The 15,095-nt window shown below is 69.6% G+C and carries 15 protein-coding genes and 1 tRNA gene; 8 read left to right on the top strand and 8 right to left on the bottom strand.

Features of this window, described 5'->3' with window-relative positions; genetic code table 11:
• Window positions 1-643: 643 nt before the first annotated feature.
• Complete coding sequence (locus tag ACFQU4_RS15610) at window positions 644-1,435, bottom strand: ABC transporter permease (protein WP_377493416.1); 792 nt, start codon at window positions 1,433-1,435, stop codon at window positions 644-646.
• Window positions 1,432-2,331 (bottom strand): ATP-binding cassette domain-containing protein, encoded by a 900-nt coding sequence (locus ACFQU4_RS15615; protein WP_377493418.1) that lies wholly within the window; start codon window positions 2,329-2,331, stop codon window positions 1,432-1,434. The genes ACFQU4_RS15610 and ACFQU4_RS15615 overlap by 4 nt, the downstream gene beginning before the upstream one ends.
• Window positions 2,332-2,422: 91 nt before the next feature.
• Between ACFQU4_RS15615 and ACFQU4_RS15620 the strand changes: the two genes are divergently transcribed.
• Both ACFQU4_RS15620 and ACFQU4_RS15625 read left to right on the top strand, forming a co-directional pair.
• Entirely contained in the window at window positions 2,423-3,406 is a 984-nt protein-coding gene (locus tag ACFQU4_RS15620) for a TetR/AcrR family transcriptional regulator (RefSeq protein ID WP_377493421.1), read from the top strand.
• 55 nt (window positions 3,407-3,461) lie between these two features.
• Complete coding sequence (locus ACFQU4_RS15625) at window positions 3,462-4,559, top strand: Gfo/Idh/MocA family protein (protein ID WP_377493423.1); 1,098 nt, start codon at window positions 3,462-3,464, stop codon at window positions 4,557-4,559.
• A 2-nt stretch (window positions 4,560-4,561) separates the two neighbouring features.
• Here ACFQU4_RS15625 and ACFQU4_RS15630 read toward each other — a convergent pair whose 3' ends face one another.
• From ACFQU4_RS15630 to ACFQU4_RS15645, 4 genes are all read right to left on the bottom strand, one after another.
• Window positions 4,562-5,059 carry a DinB family protein gene (locus ACFQU4_RS15630; RefSeq protein ID WP_377493425.1) on the bottom strand — a complete coding sequence of 166 codons (498 nt, stop codon included), beginning with the start codon at window positions 5,057-5,059 and terminating at the stop codon, window positions 4,562-4,564.
• Window positions 5,060-5,167: 108 nt separating this feature from the next.
• Window positions 5,168-5,590: a type II toxin-antitoxin system VapC family toxin gene (locus ACFQU4_RS15635; protein ID WP_377493427.1), complete on the bottom strand. Its 423-nt coding sequence runs from the start codon at window positions 5,588-5,590 to the stop codon at window positions 5,168-5,170.
• Window positions 5,580-5,807: an AbrB/MazE/SpoVT family DNA-binding domain-containing protein gene (locus ACFQU4_RS15640; protein ID WP_377493429.1), complete on the bottom strand. Its 228-nt coding sequence runs from the start codon at window positions 5,805-5,807 to the stop codon at window positions 5,580-5,582. Before ACFQU4_RS15640 ends, ACFQU4_RS15635 begins: the two co-directional genes overlap by 11 nt.
• Before the next feature lie 113 nt (window positions 5,808-5,920).
• Window positions 5,921-5,995, bottom strand: a tRNA-Arg gene (locus ACFQU4_RS15645).
• A gap of 163 nt (window positions 5,996-6,158) precedes the next feature.
• Here ACFQU4_RS15645 and lysA point away from each other — a divergent pair.
• The 5 genes from lysA (at window position 6,159) to rho (ending at window position 13,286) form a co-directional block, all read left to right on the top strand.
• The gene (gene lysA, locus ACFQU4_RS15650; protein WP_377493431.1) at window positions 6,159-7,559 is read left to right on the top strand and encodes a diaminopimelate decarboxylase; all 1,401 of its coding nucleotides are present in this window, start codon (window positions 6,159-6,161) and stop codon (window positions 7,557-7,559) included.
• 100 nt (window positions 7,560-7,659) lie between these two features.
• Complete coding sequence (locus ACFQU4_RS15655) at window positions 7,660-8,976, top strand: homoserine dehydrogenase (protein ID WP_377493433.1); 1,317 nt, start codon at window positions 7,660-7,662, stop codon at window positions 8,974-8,976.
• On the top strand, window positions 8,976-10,061 hold the full coding sequence (gene thrC / locus ACFQU4_RS15660) for a threonine synthase (RefSeq protein ID WP_377493435.1): 1,086 nt from the start codon (window positions 8,976-8,978) through the stop codon (window positions 10,059-10,061). The genes ACFQU4_RS15655 and thrC overlap by 1 nt, the downstream gene beginning before the upstream one ends.
• A gap of 6 nt (window positions 10,062-10,067) precedes the next feature.
• Window positions 10,068-10,970 carry a homoserine kinase gene (gene thrB / locus ACFQU4_RS15665; protein WP_377493437.1) on the top strand — a complete coding sequence of 301 codons (903 nt, stop codon included), beginning with the start codon at window positions 10,068-10,070 and terminating at the stop codon, window positions 10,968-10,970.
• A gap of 402 nt (window positions 10,971-11,372) precedes the next feature.
• Window positions 11,373-13,286 (top strand): transcription termination factor Rho, encoded by a 1,914-nt coding sequence (gene rho, locus ACFQU4_RS15670; protein ID WP_377493439.1) that lies wholly within the window; start codon window positions 11,373-11,375, stop codon window positions 13,284-13,286.
• Between the two features lie 75 nt (window positions 13,287-13,361).
• Here the strand turns inward: rho and ACFQU4_RS15675 are convergent, their stop codons facing one another.
• Together ACFQU4_RS15675 and ACFQU4_RS15680 are read right to left on the bottom strand one after the other, a co-directional pair.
• Complete coding sequence (locus tag ACFQU4_RS15675; RefSeq protein WP_377493441.1) at window positions 13,362-13,562, bottom strand: hypothetical protein; 201 nt, start codon at window positions 13,560-13,562, stop codon at window positions 13,362-13,364.
• A gap of 252 nt (window positions 13,563-13,814) precedes the next feature.
• The gene (locus ACFQU4_RS15680; protein ID WP_377493443.1) at window positions 13,815-14,045 is read right to left on the bottom strand and encodes a hypothetical protein; all 231 of its coding nucleotides are present in this window, start codon (window positions 14,043-14,045) and stop codon (window positions 13,815-13,817) included.
• Window positions 14,046-14,420: 375 nt separating this feature from the next.
• On the opposite strand from ACFQU4_RS15680, the gene ACFQU4_RS15685 reads away from it, so the two are divergent.
• Window positions 14,421-15,086: a hypothetical protein gene (locus ACFQU4_RS15685; RefSeq protein WP_377493445.1), complete on the top strand. Its 666-nt coding sequence runs from the start codon at window positions 14,421-14,423 to the stop codon at window positions 15,084-15,086.
• The last annotated feature ends 9 nt before the right edge of the window (window positions 15,087-15,095 follow it).

The following is a 15,095-nucleotide window of genomic DNA, read 5'->3' on the forward strand; positions in this document are numbered from 1 at the left end:
AGTCCAAACGCGACATCATCCGCCGCCTCAAACGCTACATCGCCCGCGACGTCCACAAGATCATCACCAAAGCCCTCCGACCCGCAGAACCCACACCCGCGACCCCTTGACAAACATAGGGGCATCCGGTCGGTTCGGGGATGGGATGTGGGATTCGGCGGGTTGTGCTCGGAGCTCCGGGACGGAGTCCGCTGGTCCAGGGCATCGCGCTGATCAAGTCAACCGGCCTGGCTTCACCTCGGCGGGTGTTGGTTGGGTTTCGGGCCGCGGGGTCTGTTGCTTGGGTTTCGCACCGGCGGGATCTGTCGGTGGGCTTCATCTCGGCGGGATCTGTCGGTGGGCTTCATCTCGACGGGATCTGTCGGCGGGCTTCGTTTCGACGGGATCTGTCGGCGGGCTTCGTTTCGACGGGATCTGTCGGTACGGCTTCATCTCGACGGGAACTGTCGGTGGGATTGGCTTCGACCGGATCTGTCGGACCGGTTCACCCCGACGAGATTTGCCCGGTCCGTCCTCGTCTCGCCCGAACCCGTCGAGGTTCCACCCGCCCAAACCCAACCGCCGACCGGGCACAACAGCAGCGACACGCCGTCAGAACGGCTGCTTTTGTGCCCGGTCAGCGGGGGGAGCGGGGGGGCGGGGGTTAGTGGGCGAGGCGGCGGGGGAAGAGCCAGCGGCCCCAGAGGTAGCCGGCGATCAGGATGACCAGGCACCAGCCGAGGGCCCACCAGGGCTGGTTGCCGAGGGGCAGGTTCATCAGCAGGCCGCGGATGGTCTCGTTGATCGGGGTCAGCGGCTGGTGCTCGGCGAAGGCGCGGAGCCAGGACGGCATCGTGTCGACCGGGACGAACGCGCTGGACACGTACGGCAGGAAGAGCAGGCCGAAACCGTAGCCGCTGGCCGCGCCGGGGCTCCGGGCGAGCAGCCCGAGGACGGCGAAGATCCAGGTGATCGCGAGGATGTAGAGGGCGATCACGCCGAACGCGGCGAGCCAGCCGAGCGGGCCGGCGGACGGGCGGAAGCCGATCAGCAGGCCGACCACGAAGACGATCCCGGTGGCGACCAGGTTGCGCAGCAGGCTGGCGATCGCATGGCCGGTGATCACCGCGGACGCCTGCAACGGCATGGTCCGGAACCGGTTGATGATGCCCTCGGTCATGTCGGTGTTCACGCTGACCGCGGTACTGCTGGCTCCGAAGCCGGCGCAGGTGAGGATGATCCCCGGCACCACGTAGTTGATGTAGTCGCCGCCGGTCTCGATCGCGCCGCCGAAGACGTACGTGAAGACCAACATCAACATCACCGGCAGGGCGATCGCCATCAGCAGCGCGTCGACCTCGCGCAGCGAATGCTTCACGCTGCGGCCGATGAAGGCGAGGTTCGTCGCCAGCGGGGTGGGCACCGCGCGCGGCGCCGGTACGGTCAGGGTGGTCATCGGGCCAGCTCCCATCGGTTCTGGTCGGCCGTCGCGTCCCCGGTGAGGGCCAGGAACACGTCGTCCATGGTCGGTTTGCGGAGGGTGACCTGGGCGTCCGGGTACGCGGAGCGGTCGAGCCCGGCGAGCACCGCCTGCAGGCCGTCGATGGTTCCGTCGGTGTGATGTTCGGCGAGCAGCCGGCCGGCCGGATCGCGCAGTTCGACGAGCTCGGTGCCGACCTGGGCCTTCAACTCGGCCGCCGATCCCTGGGCAACCACCTGGCCGTGGTTGATCACCGCGATCCGGTCGGCGAGCTGGTCGGCCTCCTCCAGGTACTGAGTGGTCAGGAAGATCGTCGTACCGGCGTCGAGCAGGCCGCGGATGGCCTGCCAGAGCGCCAGCCGGCTGCGGGTGTCCAGGCCGGTGGTCGGCTCGTCCAGGAACAGCACCGGTGGCGTGATGATCAAGCTGATCGCCAGGTCCAGCCGGCGTCGCATGCCACCGGAGTAGGTCTTCACCCGGCGGGCACCGGCGTCGACCAGGTCGAAGTCGGCCAGCAGTTCGGCGCCGCGGCGGCGGGCGTCGGCCGGGGTGAGTCCGGACAGCCGGCCCATCAACTGGAGGTTCTCGGTGCCGGTGAGGAGCTCGTCGACGGCGGCGTACTGACCGGTCAGGCTGATCGACCGGCGGACCTGGTCCGCCTCGGTGACCACGTCGTGGCCGAGGATCGTGGCCCGGCCGCGGTCCGGCGGAATCAGCGTACTGAGGATGTTGATCAAGGTCGTCTTGCCGGCGCCGTTCGGGCCGAGCAGGGCGAAGATCGTCCCGGTCGGGACGGCGAGGTCGATCCCGTCAAGCACGGTGGTCTTCCCGTACGACTTCGCGAGACCGGAGATCTCGACGGCGGGTGTCATCACGTCTCCTAACTGTGTACTGGATACGCAGCGTATCACGTAAACAGTATGCATGGCACACAGTACGAGTACGGGGCACTATCCTGGCCCGATGAGCGATCCGGTGGAGCAGGAACTGCCGCGTGCCGTGGCGATGGCCTGGGGGATCGCGGCCAACCCGCAGCGCGGTCCGAAGCGGGAGTTGAGCCACGAGTTGATCGTCGAGGCGGCGATCGGGATCGCCGACGCCGAAGGGCTGGCGGCGGTCACGATGAGCCGGGTGGCGTCGTCGCTCGGCTTCACCACGATGTCGCTCTACCGCTACGTCTCGAGCAAGGACGACCTGCTGGTCCTGATGGCCGACGCGGCCAGCGAGATCTCGTACCCGGAGGACGGTTGGGGCGACGACTGGCGCGCGAACACCTGGGACTGGGCGACGCTGCTCCGCGGTTGCTATCGCGATCACCCATGGATGCTGGAGATCAACCGCACCCCGTCGCTGCTGATGACGCCGAACAACATGGCGGTCGTCGATCTTGGTCTGCGCGCGCTCCGGCCGGCCCGGCTGGAGCTGCCGGAGAAGGTCTCGGTGATCATGGTCGTCAGCATGTACGTGCGCAGCTACTGCGAGCTGGAGCAGGAGGTCGCGGACGAGGAGATCGACCTGGCCCGCGACGCGTGGGCGGCGGAGGCGCAGGCCGGCGCGCTGCGGGAGCTGGTGACGGCGGACCGGTTTCCGGATCTCTATCCGATGGTCGTGTCGGGCGAGTACTTCGGCTCGTCGGAGGCGGGGCTCGAGGACGCGGACTTCCGGTTCGGCCTGGACCGGCTGCTGGACGGGTTCGAGCGCTACCTGGAACGGGTCGGGGACCGGACGGGGCCGGACGCAGCCGCTCCGCCGGACCCGCCGGAGATCGGCGAGTTCGCCCGCGACGAGGTGCGCCGCGACAAGGCGGTCAAGGTCGCGGCGGCGAAACGGCGGGAGGCCGAGGCGAAACGGCGGGAGGCCGACCTCAAGGTGCGCGAGGCGGTCCAGCGGGAGCGGGACGCGATCGCGAAGGCCGTCGAGCGGGCCGCCAAGATCAAATCCGGCTAGCACTGTCCTAATCGGACTTCTCCGCATCGGTGATCATCACTGCCAGACTGGTGGGATGGCCCAGGGGAGTGCAGAGATCACCTACCAGTTCGAGTACGAGCAGCGGGTCCGGTGCGCGTTCATCGGCGCCGGCGGGCACTCGTACCGCAACGTCTATCCGACCTTCCAGTACGCACCGGTCGACCTGGTCGCGGTGTGCGACCGGGCCGCCGACCGGGCGGCGGCGTACGCGCGGACGTTCGGCGCGGCGCAGTCCTACGATGATCATCGCGCGATGTTGGAACGGGAGCGGCCGGACGCCGTCTTCATCGTGACCAGCTACGACGAGGACGGCCGAGTGCAGGCCACCGACCTGGCCCTGGAGTGCCTGGCGGCCGGCAGCCACGTCTGGATGGAGAAGCCGACCGCGGCCTCGGCGGCGGAGGTGCTGGAGCTGAAGGCGGCCGCCGAGTCGGCCGGCCGGTTCGTGATGACGGGGTTGAAGAAGATCTTCACGCCGGCGATGGAGAAGGCGAAGTCGATCATCGAGTCCGAGGAGTTCGGGCCGGTCGCGTCGATCACCGTACGGTATCCGCAGGGGCTGCCCGACGAAGAGCGTAAGCAGGACCCGCGGGAGCTGATCGGGTTTCTTGATCACATCTACCATCCCGGCGCGGTGCTCGGCTATCTCGGTGGTGCGATCACCCGGTTCGGCTACGAGCGGGAGCCGGCGGGCGGCTCGGTGGCGATGTTGCGGTTCGAGTCGGGCGCGGTCGGTTCGCTGCACCTGGCGTCCGGGGCGGCGGCGACCAGCCCGCTGGAACGGGTCGAGGTGGTCGGCCGGGACGCCAATCTGGTGATCGACAACGGCGTCCGGCTGACCTACTACCGGCCCGGTGCCCGGCTCGGCTACGGCCGGAACCCGAGCTACGTCGTGGATGACGAGGTGGCGCCGCTGGTCTGGCAGCCCGAGTTCTCGCTCGGCCAGCTCTACAACAAGAATCTGTTCTATCTCGGCTACGTTCCGGAGGTGCGGCACTTCTGCGACAGTGTGCTGGCCGGCACCGCGCCGACCAAGGGCACCCTGGACGAGTCGCTGGCGATCATGCACCTGTTCGACGCCTACCGGCTGACCCCGCCGGGGCGAACCGTGGACCTGCCGCTGCCGGTCTGAGGTCAGCGGCCGGTGCTGCCGTCGATCAGTTCGCGCAGGATGTCGGCGTGGCCCGCGTGCCGGCCGGTCTCCTCGATCAGGTGGGTGAGCGCCCAGCGGACGCTCGGGCCGGGCTTGCCGTCGGGCCGGGGGAGCGTCGCGGCCAGCTCGGTGCAGCCGTCGAGCACCGCGTTCGCCTGCTCGATCGTCTCCCGGTAGCGGGCGACGACGTCGGCGACGGCGTCCTCGGGCGCCGCGCGGAAGGTCGCCGGCCAGTTGGTGATCTTGGCGCCGAGGAAGGTGGCCCGCTCGACGAAGGTCAGGTGGTTGAGCAGGCCGAGCAGGTTCGTACCGGATGGCACCATGGCCGTTCGCACCTCCGGCTCGGGAGCGCCGTCGACCTTCGCCGCGATCGAGGTCCGGAGGTAGTCGAGGAAACCTCGCAGCACCTCGGTCTCGCTTCCTCCGGTCCGGGGCGGCGGCGTGTCCCGGCGACGGGCGCGGCGGGTGGTGGTGGGCACGTTGGACTCCTTCGACGACGACCGGGCGGTACAGCCACCAGTCTCGTCGGCACTCGCCGAGCGGGCACGGCCGTTTGCGGAATCGGCAAGGAGCGGCGAGGCCGGCGACTACGCGGGAGCGATGAGGTCGACACTCGGGAAGTAGGTCCGGTACCGGCGGGCATCCCTGGTCAGCAAACGATGATCGGCAACGGCCGCGTGTGCCCCGATGTAGAAGTCGGGCAGTGGCGTCGACCTTGAGCCGCGGCGACGGCGGTAGGCCAGGAACGCCTTCCCAGCAAGGAATCCGGCGGAATGCGGCAGCGGCTCCCGCCGGAAGATCGTTTCGGGCAGGGCTTCGTCGAGCTCCTCGATCCGTTCGAAGCCGACAGACACCTCGGCGTAGATCAGGGGATTGATGATCACCGTGCCGCCATCGAGTGCGTTGGCGAGCTGGGTGCCCGACCACTCGGACCAGGTCGGGTCGTCGGTCAGGATGTCGAGCAGCACATTCGAATCGATCAGAGTCGTTCCGCCGCGCTCATTCGCCACGCAACAGGTCCATCAACTCGTCGGTGGTCCGGTTGGTGGTCGCGCGGCCGCGCATTCGGTGCACGGTTCGGGCGCCGCGGCTCTGGCCCGGGTTGCGGTGAACGATCCGCAGGGAGTTGCCGTCCTCGACCACGTCGACCTCGTCGCCCTCGGCGAAGCCGTGCTTGGCGCGGAGCTCGGCCGGGATGGTGACCTGTCCCTTGCTGTTGAGCTTCATTCGGCCTCCTGACACGTATCGCTTGTCCTACATGATACGTGGCGGGCGCCGTGATCGGCGATCGGTTGAAGGTGAATTCGGCGCTGCGATCCTCACCTGATCAGGTGAGATGCTGGCGCCCCCGGCAGGATTCGAACCTGCGCACCCGCCTCCGGAGGGCGGTGCTCTATCCCCTGAGCTACGGGGGCCGGATGGCCGAAGAGAAATGTATCAGTGATCGAGCGAGGATGCGCACTCGGATCCGGCGGGGAGGTCCACGAGTTGAAAAGGCGGGGCATCGGCCGGCCGGTTCTGGCAGAGTTCCGCCGTGATCTCGTGCCCCTCCGGCCCGCTCCGATCCGGGTCCCACCGATGATCGCGTCGCACATCGCCGGCGCGATCCATGCCGACGCCGCCGGGCCGCACCCGCGCTGGCTCGACGTACCCGAGGACGTCAACGCGCTGCTGCCCGGCCTGTGGAGCCGGCGCGTGGCAAAGGACGACCAGGGGGTGCTGACGGTCGCCGGGCGCACCGTGACGGAGATCGCCGAGGAGATGGGTACGCCCGCGTACCTGCTCGACGAGGACGATCTGCGGTCCCGGGCCCGCGCCTTCCGTACGGCGTTCGACGGCTGGGACGTCTACTACGCCGGCAAGTCCTTCCTGTGTACGGCGGTCGCCCGCTGGGTCGCGGAGGAGGGGCTGGGCGTCGACGTCTGCTCCGGCGGAGAGCTGGCCGTCGCGCTGCGGGCGGGCGTGGACCCGGGCCGGATCGGCCTGCACGGCAACAACAAGAGCATCGCCGAGCTCCGTACCGCCATCGAAGCGGGCGTGGGCCGGATCATCGTCGACTCGTTCGACGAGATCGGCCGGCTCGCCAGCCTGGCCGAGCAGCTGGACCGGACGCCCCGCGTGATGGTCCGGGTGACCACCGGCGTGGAGGCGCACACCCACGAGTACATCGCGACCGCGCACGAGGACCAGAAGTTCGGCTTCTCGATCGCCGGCGGTGCCGCGCTGCGGGCGCTGCGGGAGTGTCATGATCAACCGCGGCTCGAGCTGATCGGCATCCACTCCCACATCGGGTCGCAGATCTTCGAGCCGGACGGGTTCGAGGTCGCGGCTCGCCGTACCCTCCGGCTGCGGGCCGAGGCGGCCAAGATCATCGGCGTCGAACTGCCCGAACTTGATCTTGGTGGTGGCTTCGGAATCGCTTACACGTCAGAGGATGCGCCGGCTACGCCGGATCAGCTCGCGGGCGCACTGACCAAGATCATCGAGTCCGAGTGCGAGGCGCTCGGGGCGACCGTGCCGCACCTGTCGATCGAGCCGGGCCGGGCGATCAGCGGCCCGTCGACGCTGGCCCTCTACCGGGTCGGAACGGTGAAGCCGGTCGAGCTGGACGGCGGCCACACCCGGCTGTACGTGTCCGTCGACGGCGGCATGAGCGACAACATCAGGACCGCCCTCTACGGCGCCGACTACTCGGCCACCCTGGCCTCCCGCCGGTCCGGTGCCGACCCGGTCCTGGCCCGGGTCGTCGGCGTGCACTGCGAGGGCGGCGACATCCTGGTCCGGGACGAGTTCCTGCCGGCCGACATCGCGCCGGGTGATCTGCTGGCGGTGCCTGCGGTCGGCGCGTACTGCCGGTCGATGGCCAGCAACTACAACCACGTCCCGCGGCCACCGGTGATCGGGGTCCGGGACGGCCGGCTGACCACCCTGGTCCGCCGGGAGACCATCGAGGACCTGCTGCGGCTCGACGTCGGGTGAGTCAGCTTCGCTCGATAGGACAGAATGAACCGCCAGGACCGAGGCGGCCGAACCGAGTCGGCGCGGTCCGCGACAACCATCAGAATTCACGAGGTCATCGATGAGCACAGCCGAGCCGCTCGCCACCACGCCGCTGAAGGTCGCCGTGCTGGGTTGCGGCACCGTCGGCAGCGAGGTGGTCCGCCTGCTCACCGACTCGGCCGATGACCTGCGGGCCCGGATCGGCCGGCCGCTCGAACTGATCGGCATCGCGGTCCGCCGGGCCGGCCGGGAGCGCCCGGGGATCGATCCGGCGCTGCTCACCACGGACGCCGAGAAGCTGGTCAGCTCCGGTGCCGATCTGGTGATCGAGGTGATCGGCGGCATCGAGCCCGCCCGGAACCTGATCCTGACCGCGCTGAAGAACGGCGCCTCGGTGGTCACGGCCAACAAGGCCCTGCTCGCCCAGGACGGCTCGAACCTGTTCGCGGCGGCGGAGGAGGCCGGCGTCGACCTCTACTTCGAGGCGGCGGTGGCCGGAGCGATCCCGATCATCCGGCCGCTGCGGGAGTCGCTGGTCGGCGACGAGATCTCCGCCGTGATCGGCATCGTGAACGGCACCACGAACTTCATCCTGGACAAGATGGACACCACCGGCGCGGGCTTCGCCGAGACGCTGGCCGAGGCCCAGGAACTCGGGTACGCCGAGCCGGACCCGACCGCCGACATCGAGGGGTTCGACGCCGCCGCCAAGGCCGCGATCCTGTCCAGCCTGGCCTTCCACACCCGGGTCACCAGCGCCGATGTCTACCGCGAGGGGATCACCGACGTCACGTCGACCGACATCGCCTCGGCCAAGGCGATGGGCTGCGTGGTCAAGGCGGTCGCGATCTGTCAGCTCACCGCGCCCGGGGCGAACGGCGAACGGTCCGTCTCGGTCCGGACCCATCCGGCGATGATCCCGCGCAACCACCCGCTGGCTTCGGTCGGCGGCGCCTACAACGCGGTCTTCGTCGAATCCCGGTCGGCCGGCCGGCTGATGTTCTACGGGCCGGGCGCCGGCGGTGCCCCGACCGCGAGCGCGGTGCTCGGCGACGTCGTGACGGTCGCCCGGAACCGGCTCCGCGGCGCGTCCGGACCGGGGGAGTCGAGCTATGCGGCCCGGCCGATCTCGACGATCGACACGGTGGTGACCCGCTATCACCTGTCCCTCGAGGTGACCGACGTCGCGGGCGTGCTGGCCACGATCGCGAACTGCTTCGCCGACCACGGCGTCTCCATCCAGACCGTACGGCAGCAGGGCCGCGGCGCCGACGCCCAATTGGTGATCGTCACCCACCCGGCGCCGGATGCGGCGCTGAGTGCCACTGTGGAATCGTTGCGGGAGTTGGACGAGGTCGTCGAGGTGACCAGCGTGATGAGAGTCGAGGGTGAGTGATGACGGTGTCTGCTGACCGAGGGCAGGTGACGACCTCCGGGATCATCGCGCGCTACCGCGACTGGTTGCCGATCGATCCCGCCGCCAAGGTGATCACGCTGGGCGAGGGCAACACACCGCTGGTCGCCGCGGAGAACCTGTCCGCCCGGCTCGGCGGCGAGGTCTGGCTCAAGGTCGAGGGCGCCAACCCGACCGGTTCGTTCAAGGACCGCGGCATGACCGTCGCCGTCACCGCCGCCGCGCACGAGGGCGCGACCGCGGTCGTCTGCGCCTCCACCGGGAACACCTCGGCCTCTGCGTCCGCGTACGCGGCGAAGGCCGGACTGCTGCCGATCGTGTTGCTGCCGGCCGGGCGGATCGCCGCCGGCAAACTGGCCCAGGCGGTCGTGCACGGTGCCAGGGTGGTCCAGATCGACGGCAACTTCGACGCCTGTCTCGGGCTGGCCCAGAAGCTCGCCGATCACTACCCGGTGTCCCTGGTCAACTCGGTGAACAGGATCCGCCTGGAGGGCCAGAAGACGGCCGCGTTCGAGGTCGTCGACGTGCTCGGCGACGCGCCGGACGTGCACGCGATGCCGGTCGGCAACGGCGGCAATCTGCCCGCCTACTGGCGCGGCTACGTGGAGTACGCCGACGCCGGCCGGTCCACCCGGAAGCCCCGGATGTGGGGGTTCCAGGCTGCCGGTGCGGCGCCGCTGGTGCTCGGGCACCCGGTCCTGAACCCGGAGACCCTGGCCACCGCGATCCGGGTCGGCAACCCGGCGTCGGCGGCGCTCGCGGTCGCCGCGCGGGACGAGTCCGGTGGCCTGTTCGAGGCCGTACCGGACGAGCAGATCCTGGCGGCGCAGCAGTTCCTGGCGGCCAAGGAGGGCGTGTTCGTCGAGCCGGCGTCCGCGGCCGGCGTGGCCGGATTGCTGGCCAAGGCGGAGCGAGGCGAGCTGGAGCCGGGGCTGCGGATCGTGATCACGGTGACCGGCAACGGACTCAAGGACATCGACACCGCCCTGTCCGGTCACACGGTCGAGGCCGCTCCGGTGGTGCCGGCAGCGCTGGCCGAGGTCGCCGCAGTCTGCGGGCTGGAGTAAGTCGCCTTGGCCGCGGACCTGGTCGGGCGCACGGTGACCGTCTCGGCACCGGCGACCAGCGCGAATCTCGGGCCGGGCTTCGACCATCTCGGGCTCGCCTTCGACCTGCGCCAGGCGGCGACGCTGCGCGTGGTCGCGAGCGGGTTCAGCGCCGAGGTGACCGGTGAGGGCGCCGAGGACGTGCCGCGGGACGGCTCGCACCTGATCCTTCGTTCGGCGGTCGCGGCGCTGGCCGACCTCGGTTGCGAGGTTCCGGGCCTGGCGCTGACCGCGGACAACGTCATCCCGCACGGCCGCGGCCTCGGCTCGTCGGCGGCGGCGATCGTCGCCGGTCTGCTCGCCGGTACGGTGCTCGCCGGCGCGGACCCGGAGCCGGAGCGGCTGCTCGGCCTCGCCACGGACATCGAGGGCCACGCCGACAACGTCGCGGCGGCGCTGCTGGGCGGACTGGTGATCGCCTATCCGGGCCCGGACCGGGTCGGCGCCGTGCAGGTGCCCGTACATCCCGACCTCGCGGCCATGGTCTATCTGCCCGACACGTCGGTGCCGACCAGCGAGGCGCGCGGATTGTTGCCGGCCGAGGTGCCGCACAGTGACGCCGCGGCGAACGCCGGCCGGGCCGCGCTGCTCGTCGAGGCGCTGTCCCGGAGCCCCGAGCTGCTCCTGCCGGCGACCGAGGACCGGCTGCACCAAAGGTATCGCCGGACCGCCATGCCGGAATCGTACGATCTCCTGGAATCCCTTAGAGACAAGGGATTTGCGGCCGTGGTCAGTGGGGCCGGGCCGTCCGTCCTGGTGCTCGGCCGGGCGCCGTCGCTGACCCATCTTCCGGACCAGCCCGGGTTCCGCCGGAGGAACCTGTCGGTGGGCACCGGAGCCCGGGTCGAAGACCGGTCCGCAGTAGTGTGACGAACACGACTTTCGGTGTCAGGCCGCGGAAAATCTCCCTTTCTGCTCCGATGGTGCTAGCCTGATTGTGCCGACGGTGAAGAGAGCACGCGGTTTGGCTTGCGGGTCTTTTCCCCGGCAGCGCCCCGGGTCTGGCGCAACGGCGATCACCCAGAGGTCGATGAGAGTTCCGACCTGATCGCTGTCGATGACCCACTGATGAATCCCGCGTCCACGGCCTTGGCATAGGCGAAGGTGGCGGGGGTATTCAAGAAACGTTCCCCCAGGCGAATCCTGTGGGGTCAGGAAGGGTGAAGACCACCCGAACCGAGAAGGAAACTCGTGACAGATACCGCCGAAGTGACGAGCGCGCCCGCTGAGGGCGACGCTCCCCGCAAGCGCAAGGGTTCTGGTCTGGAGGCCATGGTCCTCCCGGAGCTGAAGCAGCTTGCCGGCTCACTCGGAATCAAGGGCCTGGGCGCCATGCGCAAGGGCCAGCTGATCGACGCCATCAAGGCGGCGCAGGGTGGTTCGAGCCGCCCGGCCGCCGCTGAGCAGGCTCCGGCCACCGAATCCGCGACGGAGCGGCCTCGGAACGGGAGCCGCCGGGAGGCCCGCCAGTCGGCGCCGGCCGATCAGCCGACGCTGGAGGCGTCGATCGAACAGCCGAGCAGCAACGGCACCCATGAACCGGCGCGGGAGCGGAACCAGTCGCGCCGCGAGCAGAACCCGCCGCGCGAGCAGAACCAGCAGCGCGAGCCGCGTGACCAGGCCCAGTCTCGCGACGGTCAGGCCGAGCGGCCGTCCGTCGACCCGGAGGTGCAGGCCCGGGTCGAGCAGGAGATCAAGGCCCAGGTCGAGCGCCGCTCCCAGCGGGACGGCGACGGCGACCGGGAACCGCGCCAGCGCGGCGGCGACGCCGAAGGCCGGTCCGACAACAACGCCGACGGCGACCGCAACGACGGTGACGACGGCCGGCGCGGACGCCGCCAGAGCAACCAGAACAACAACAACAATCAACATCGCGGTGGCAACGACTTCGACGACGAGCAGGGCGGTCGTCGGGGCCGGCGGCGGCGCAGCCGGGACCGGCAGAGCCGGCGCCGCGGTGGCTCGGGCCAGCTCGGCGGTGGCGCGGAGCGCTTCGACGAGCCGGTGGTGTCGGAGGACGACGTCCTGGTCGAGACCAAGGGCATCCTCGACGTGCTGGACAACTACGCCTTCGTACGGACGACCGGCTACCTGCCCGGGCCCGACGACGCGTACGTCTCGCTCTCCATGGTGAAGCGGTTCGGCCTGCGCAAGGGCGACATCATCACCGGCGAGATCCGTACCCCGAAGGATGGGGAGCGGAAGGAGAAGTTCAATCCGCTGGTGAAGCTGACCACGGTCAACGGCACGGATCCCGAGGCCAGCAAGGGCCGGCTCGAGTTCAGCAAGCTGACCCCGTTGTATCCGCAGGAGCGGCTCCGGCTGGAGACCACGGCCAACAAGCTGAGCACCCGACTGATCGACATCGTGTCGCCGATCGGCAAGGGCCAGCGTGGCTTGATCGTTTCGCCGCCGAAGGCCGGCAAGACGTTGATCATGCAGGCCATCGCGAACGCGATCACCACGAACAACCCGGAAGTCCACCTGATGGTGGTGCTGGTCGACGAGCGTCCGGAGGAGGTCACCGACTTCGAGCGGACCGTTCAGGGCGAGGTGATCTCGTCCACGTTCGATCGCCCGGCCGATGATCACACGACGGTGGCCGAGCTGGCGGTCGAGCGCGCGAAGCGGCTGGTGGAGCTCGGCAAGGACGTGGTGATCCTGCTCGACGGCATCACCCGCCTCGGCCGTGCGTACAACACGGCGGCGCCGGCATCCGGCCGGATCCTGTCCGGCGGTATCGACTCCAATGCGCTGTATCCGCCGAAGCGGTTCTTCGGTGCCGCGCGGAACATCGAGAACGGCGGCTCGCTGACGATCTTGGCCACCGCGCTGATCGAGACCGGCTCGAAGATGGACGAAGTGATCTTCGAGGAGTTCAAGGGCACCGGCAACATGGAACTCCGGCTGCGCCGCGAGTTCGCCGACAAGCGGATCTTCCCCGCGATCGACGTCGACGCCTCCAGCACCCGCCGCGAAGAGCTGCTGATGAGCAAGGAAGAGCTCAACGTGATCTGGCGGTTGCGCCGGGTCCTGTCCGGCCTCGAGGGCGTCCAGGGTCTGGAGATGCTGCTGGACCGGATGCGCAAGACGCAGAGCAACAACGAGTTCCTGGTGGCGATCACCCGGACCGTGCCCGGCGCCGGCGCCCGGACCGGTGTCACCACCGGCTCCGACGACGACTGAGCCACAAGCAGAAACAACTCGATCCCCGGACCGTGAGGTCCGGGGATCGAGTCGTTTCTAGGGCCTGATCTGAGATCAGGCGTTACGGGCGATCAGACGGAGCCGCCCGAACCGGCGCGGCCGACGGGCGCGCGCAGCGCGCCGCCCCTCGAGTGCCTGCAGGATCAGGGCCTCCTCGCTCGGACGGCCGAAGCGGCCGAGGGCCGGACGGTCGACCGTCACGGAACCCGGGGTCCAGAGCGCTACATCTCGCGGATCGTACTGGGAAAAGTTCATCGTATTTCCCTCCCTTCGAGGGGTCTTGCTTGTGGTCGTGGCGGCCCGGACCGGAGCCTGGGCAGGCTTGGTCCGGTCACTGCACTGTGAGAGTGGGTGCCCAGCGCACAGCCCGCCCCGGTCGGGGCTGGCAGCGTCATTGGGGTTCGGCTACCGGATGAGGCTCCGGCGCCGCTGGACCGAGCGTTTTCAGCTCGACCAACAGCACCAACGAGCGAACCTCGGAAGGTATTCCGCGCGGCGCAGTCTTTCTCAGTCGGTGAGGCTGGCGACACCGAGCCGACGGGCGGCGAGCAGCCGGAGCCGGGCGATGGGCCGGGGCCTGGGCCGCCGGCGCCGGTCGGTCTGGACCTGCTCCAGGGTGCGCAGGAACAGAGCCTCCTCGGCCGCCAGCCCGTGCTGGCGTTGCTCCGTCCGGACGAATACCAGCGATCCGGGAACCCAGACGGCGGTCTCGCGCGGATCGTGGTCGTGCGTGTTCATGGGTCGTCCTCCTTTCGAGGGCGTTGAAAGCAGAGAGGTCGTACGAGATCGGGAAGCGGAAGTCGGCGCGGCCGACCCCGAAGGGTCAGCGGAGGTGGGCCGCGTGGTCGCGGCGGACGGTCAGAGCTGGGGCCGAATCAAGCGACGGAATCGGCGGAGGCACAACCGGGCGCGCCGAACTCAGCCGGCGCGGGCCAGCCGGGACCGGCCGACCAGCGAGTCGAGGGAATGTCCTTCGTCAACAAGGTGTGTGCACCTCCTTCTACGTCGCGGACGAGTCTAGAGTCGGCCACCGACAGCGGGCCAATGGTTTTCGCAGCCGCCGTGGGACCTATGGCCATGGGCCGGAATCGCCGCCGCTCCTAGTCTCGATTCATGACAACGACGTCGCGGTTGCCCCTGGTGGCGGCGGCCCTGGGGCTGGCCCTCGCTCTTGCGTTGTCGGCCTGTGCCGGAGCGAGCCCGGGTCCCCGCGCCGCAGTCGCCGGCCACTGCGGTGCCCCGTCGATGGGGCTGAAGGCGTTCCCGGACGGGACGGTTGAGGATTGGGTGACCTACGGCGACTTCCTCGTGCTGCTGACCGTGCGGTCCGAGGACGAACCCGCGCCGCAGGCGAGCGATGTGCCCGGTCGGATGGAGTGGCGCACGGACCGGGTCGTGTGGAGCCGGCCGTCCCGGAACCCGGGGATCGCGATGCCGGAGACGTTCACCGTCGGCTGGGAGCGAGGATTCGAGGTGGGGCAGACCTGCCTCGCGGTCGTCCTGTATGCCGATCTGGGCGAGACCGGCGAACCGGAGTTGATCATCCTGCGCACCCTGCCCGTGGTCGACTCGGCGGTTCAGGCTCCGCCAGACGATCGGAGCTTCGAGGCCGTCGAGGTGGTCGGTCGATCGGTCGACGAGGTCGGGCGGATCCTCGCCGAGACCGAGGTCGATCCGTTCGCGAAGCCGTACCTGCACCTGGATCCGTGGCAGCGCCGGAAGCGGGTGATGCTGGACAACCCCGGCCCGCCCGCCACGCCGGGGCCCGGTGAACGGTAGCCGCGTCCG

The sequence above is a fragment of the Microlunatus sp. GCM10028923 genome, from assembly GCF_042666975.1.
Classification (GTDB): Bacteria; Actinomycetota; Actinomycetes; order Propionibacteriales; family Propionibacteriaceae; genus Microlunatus.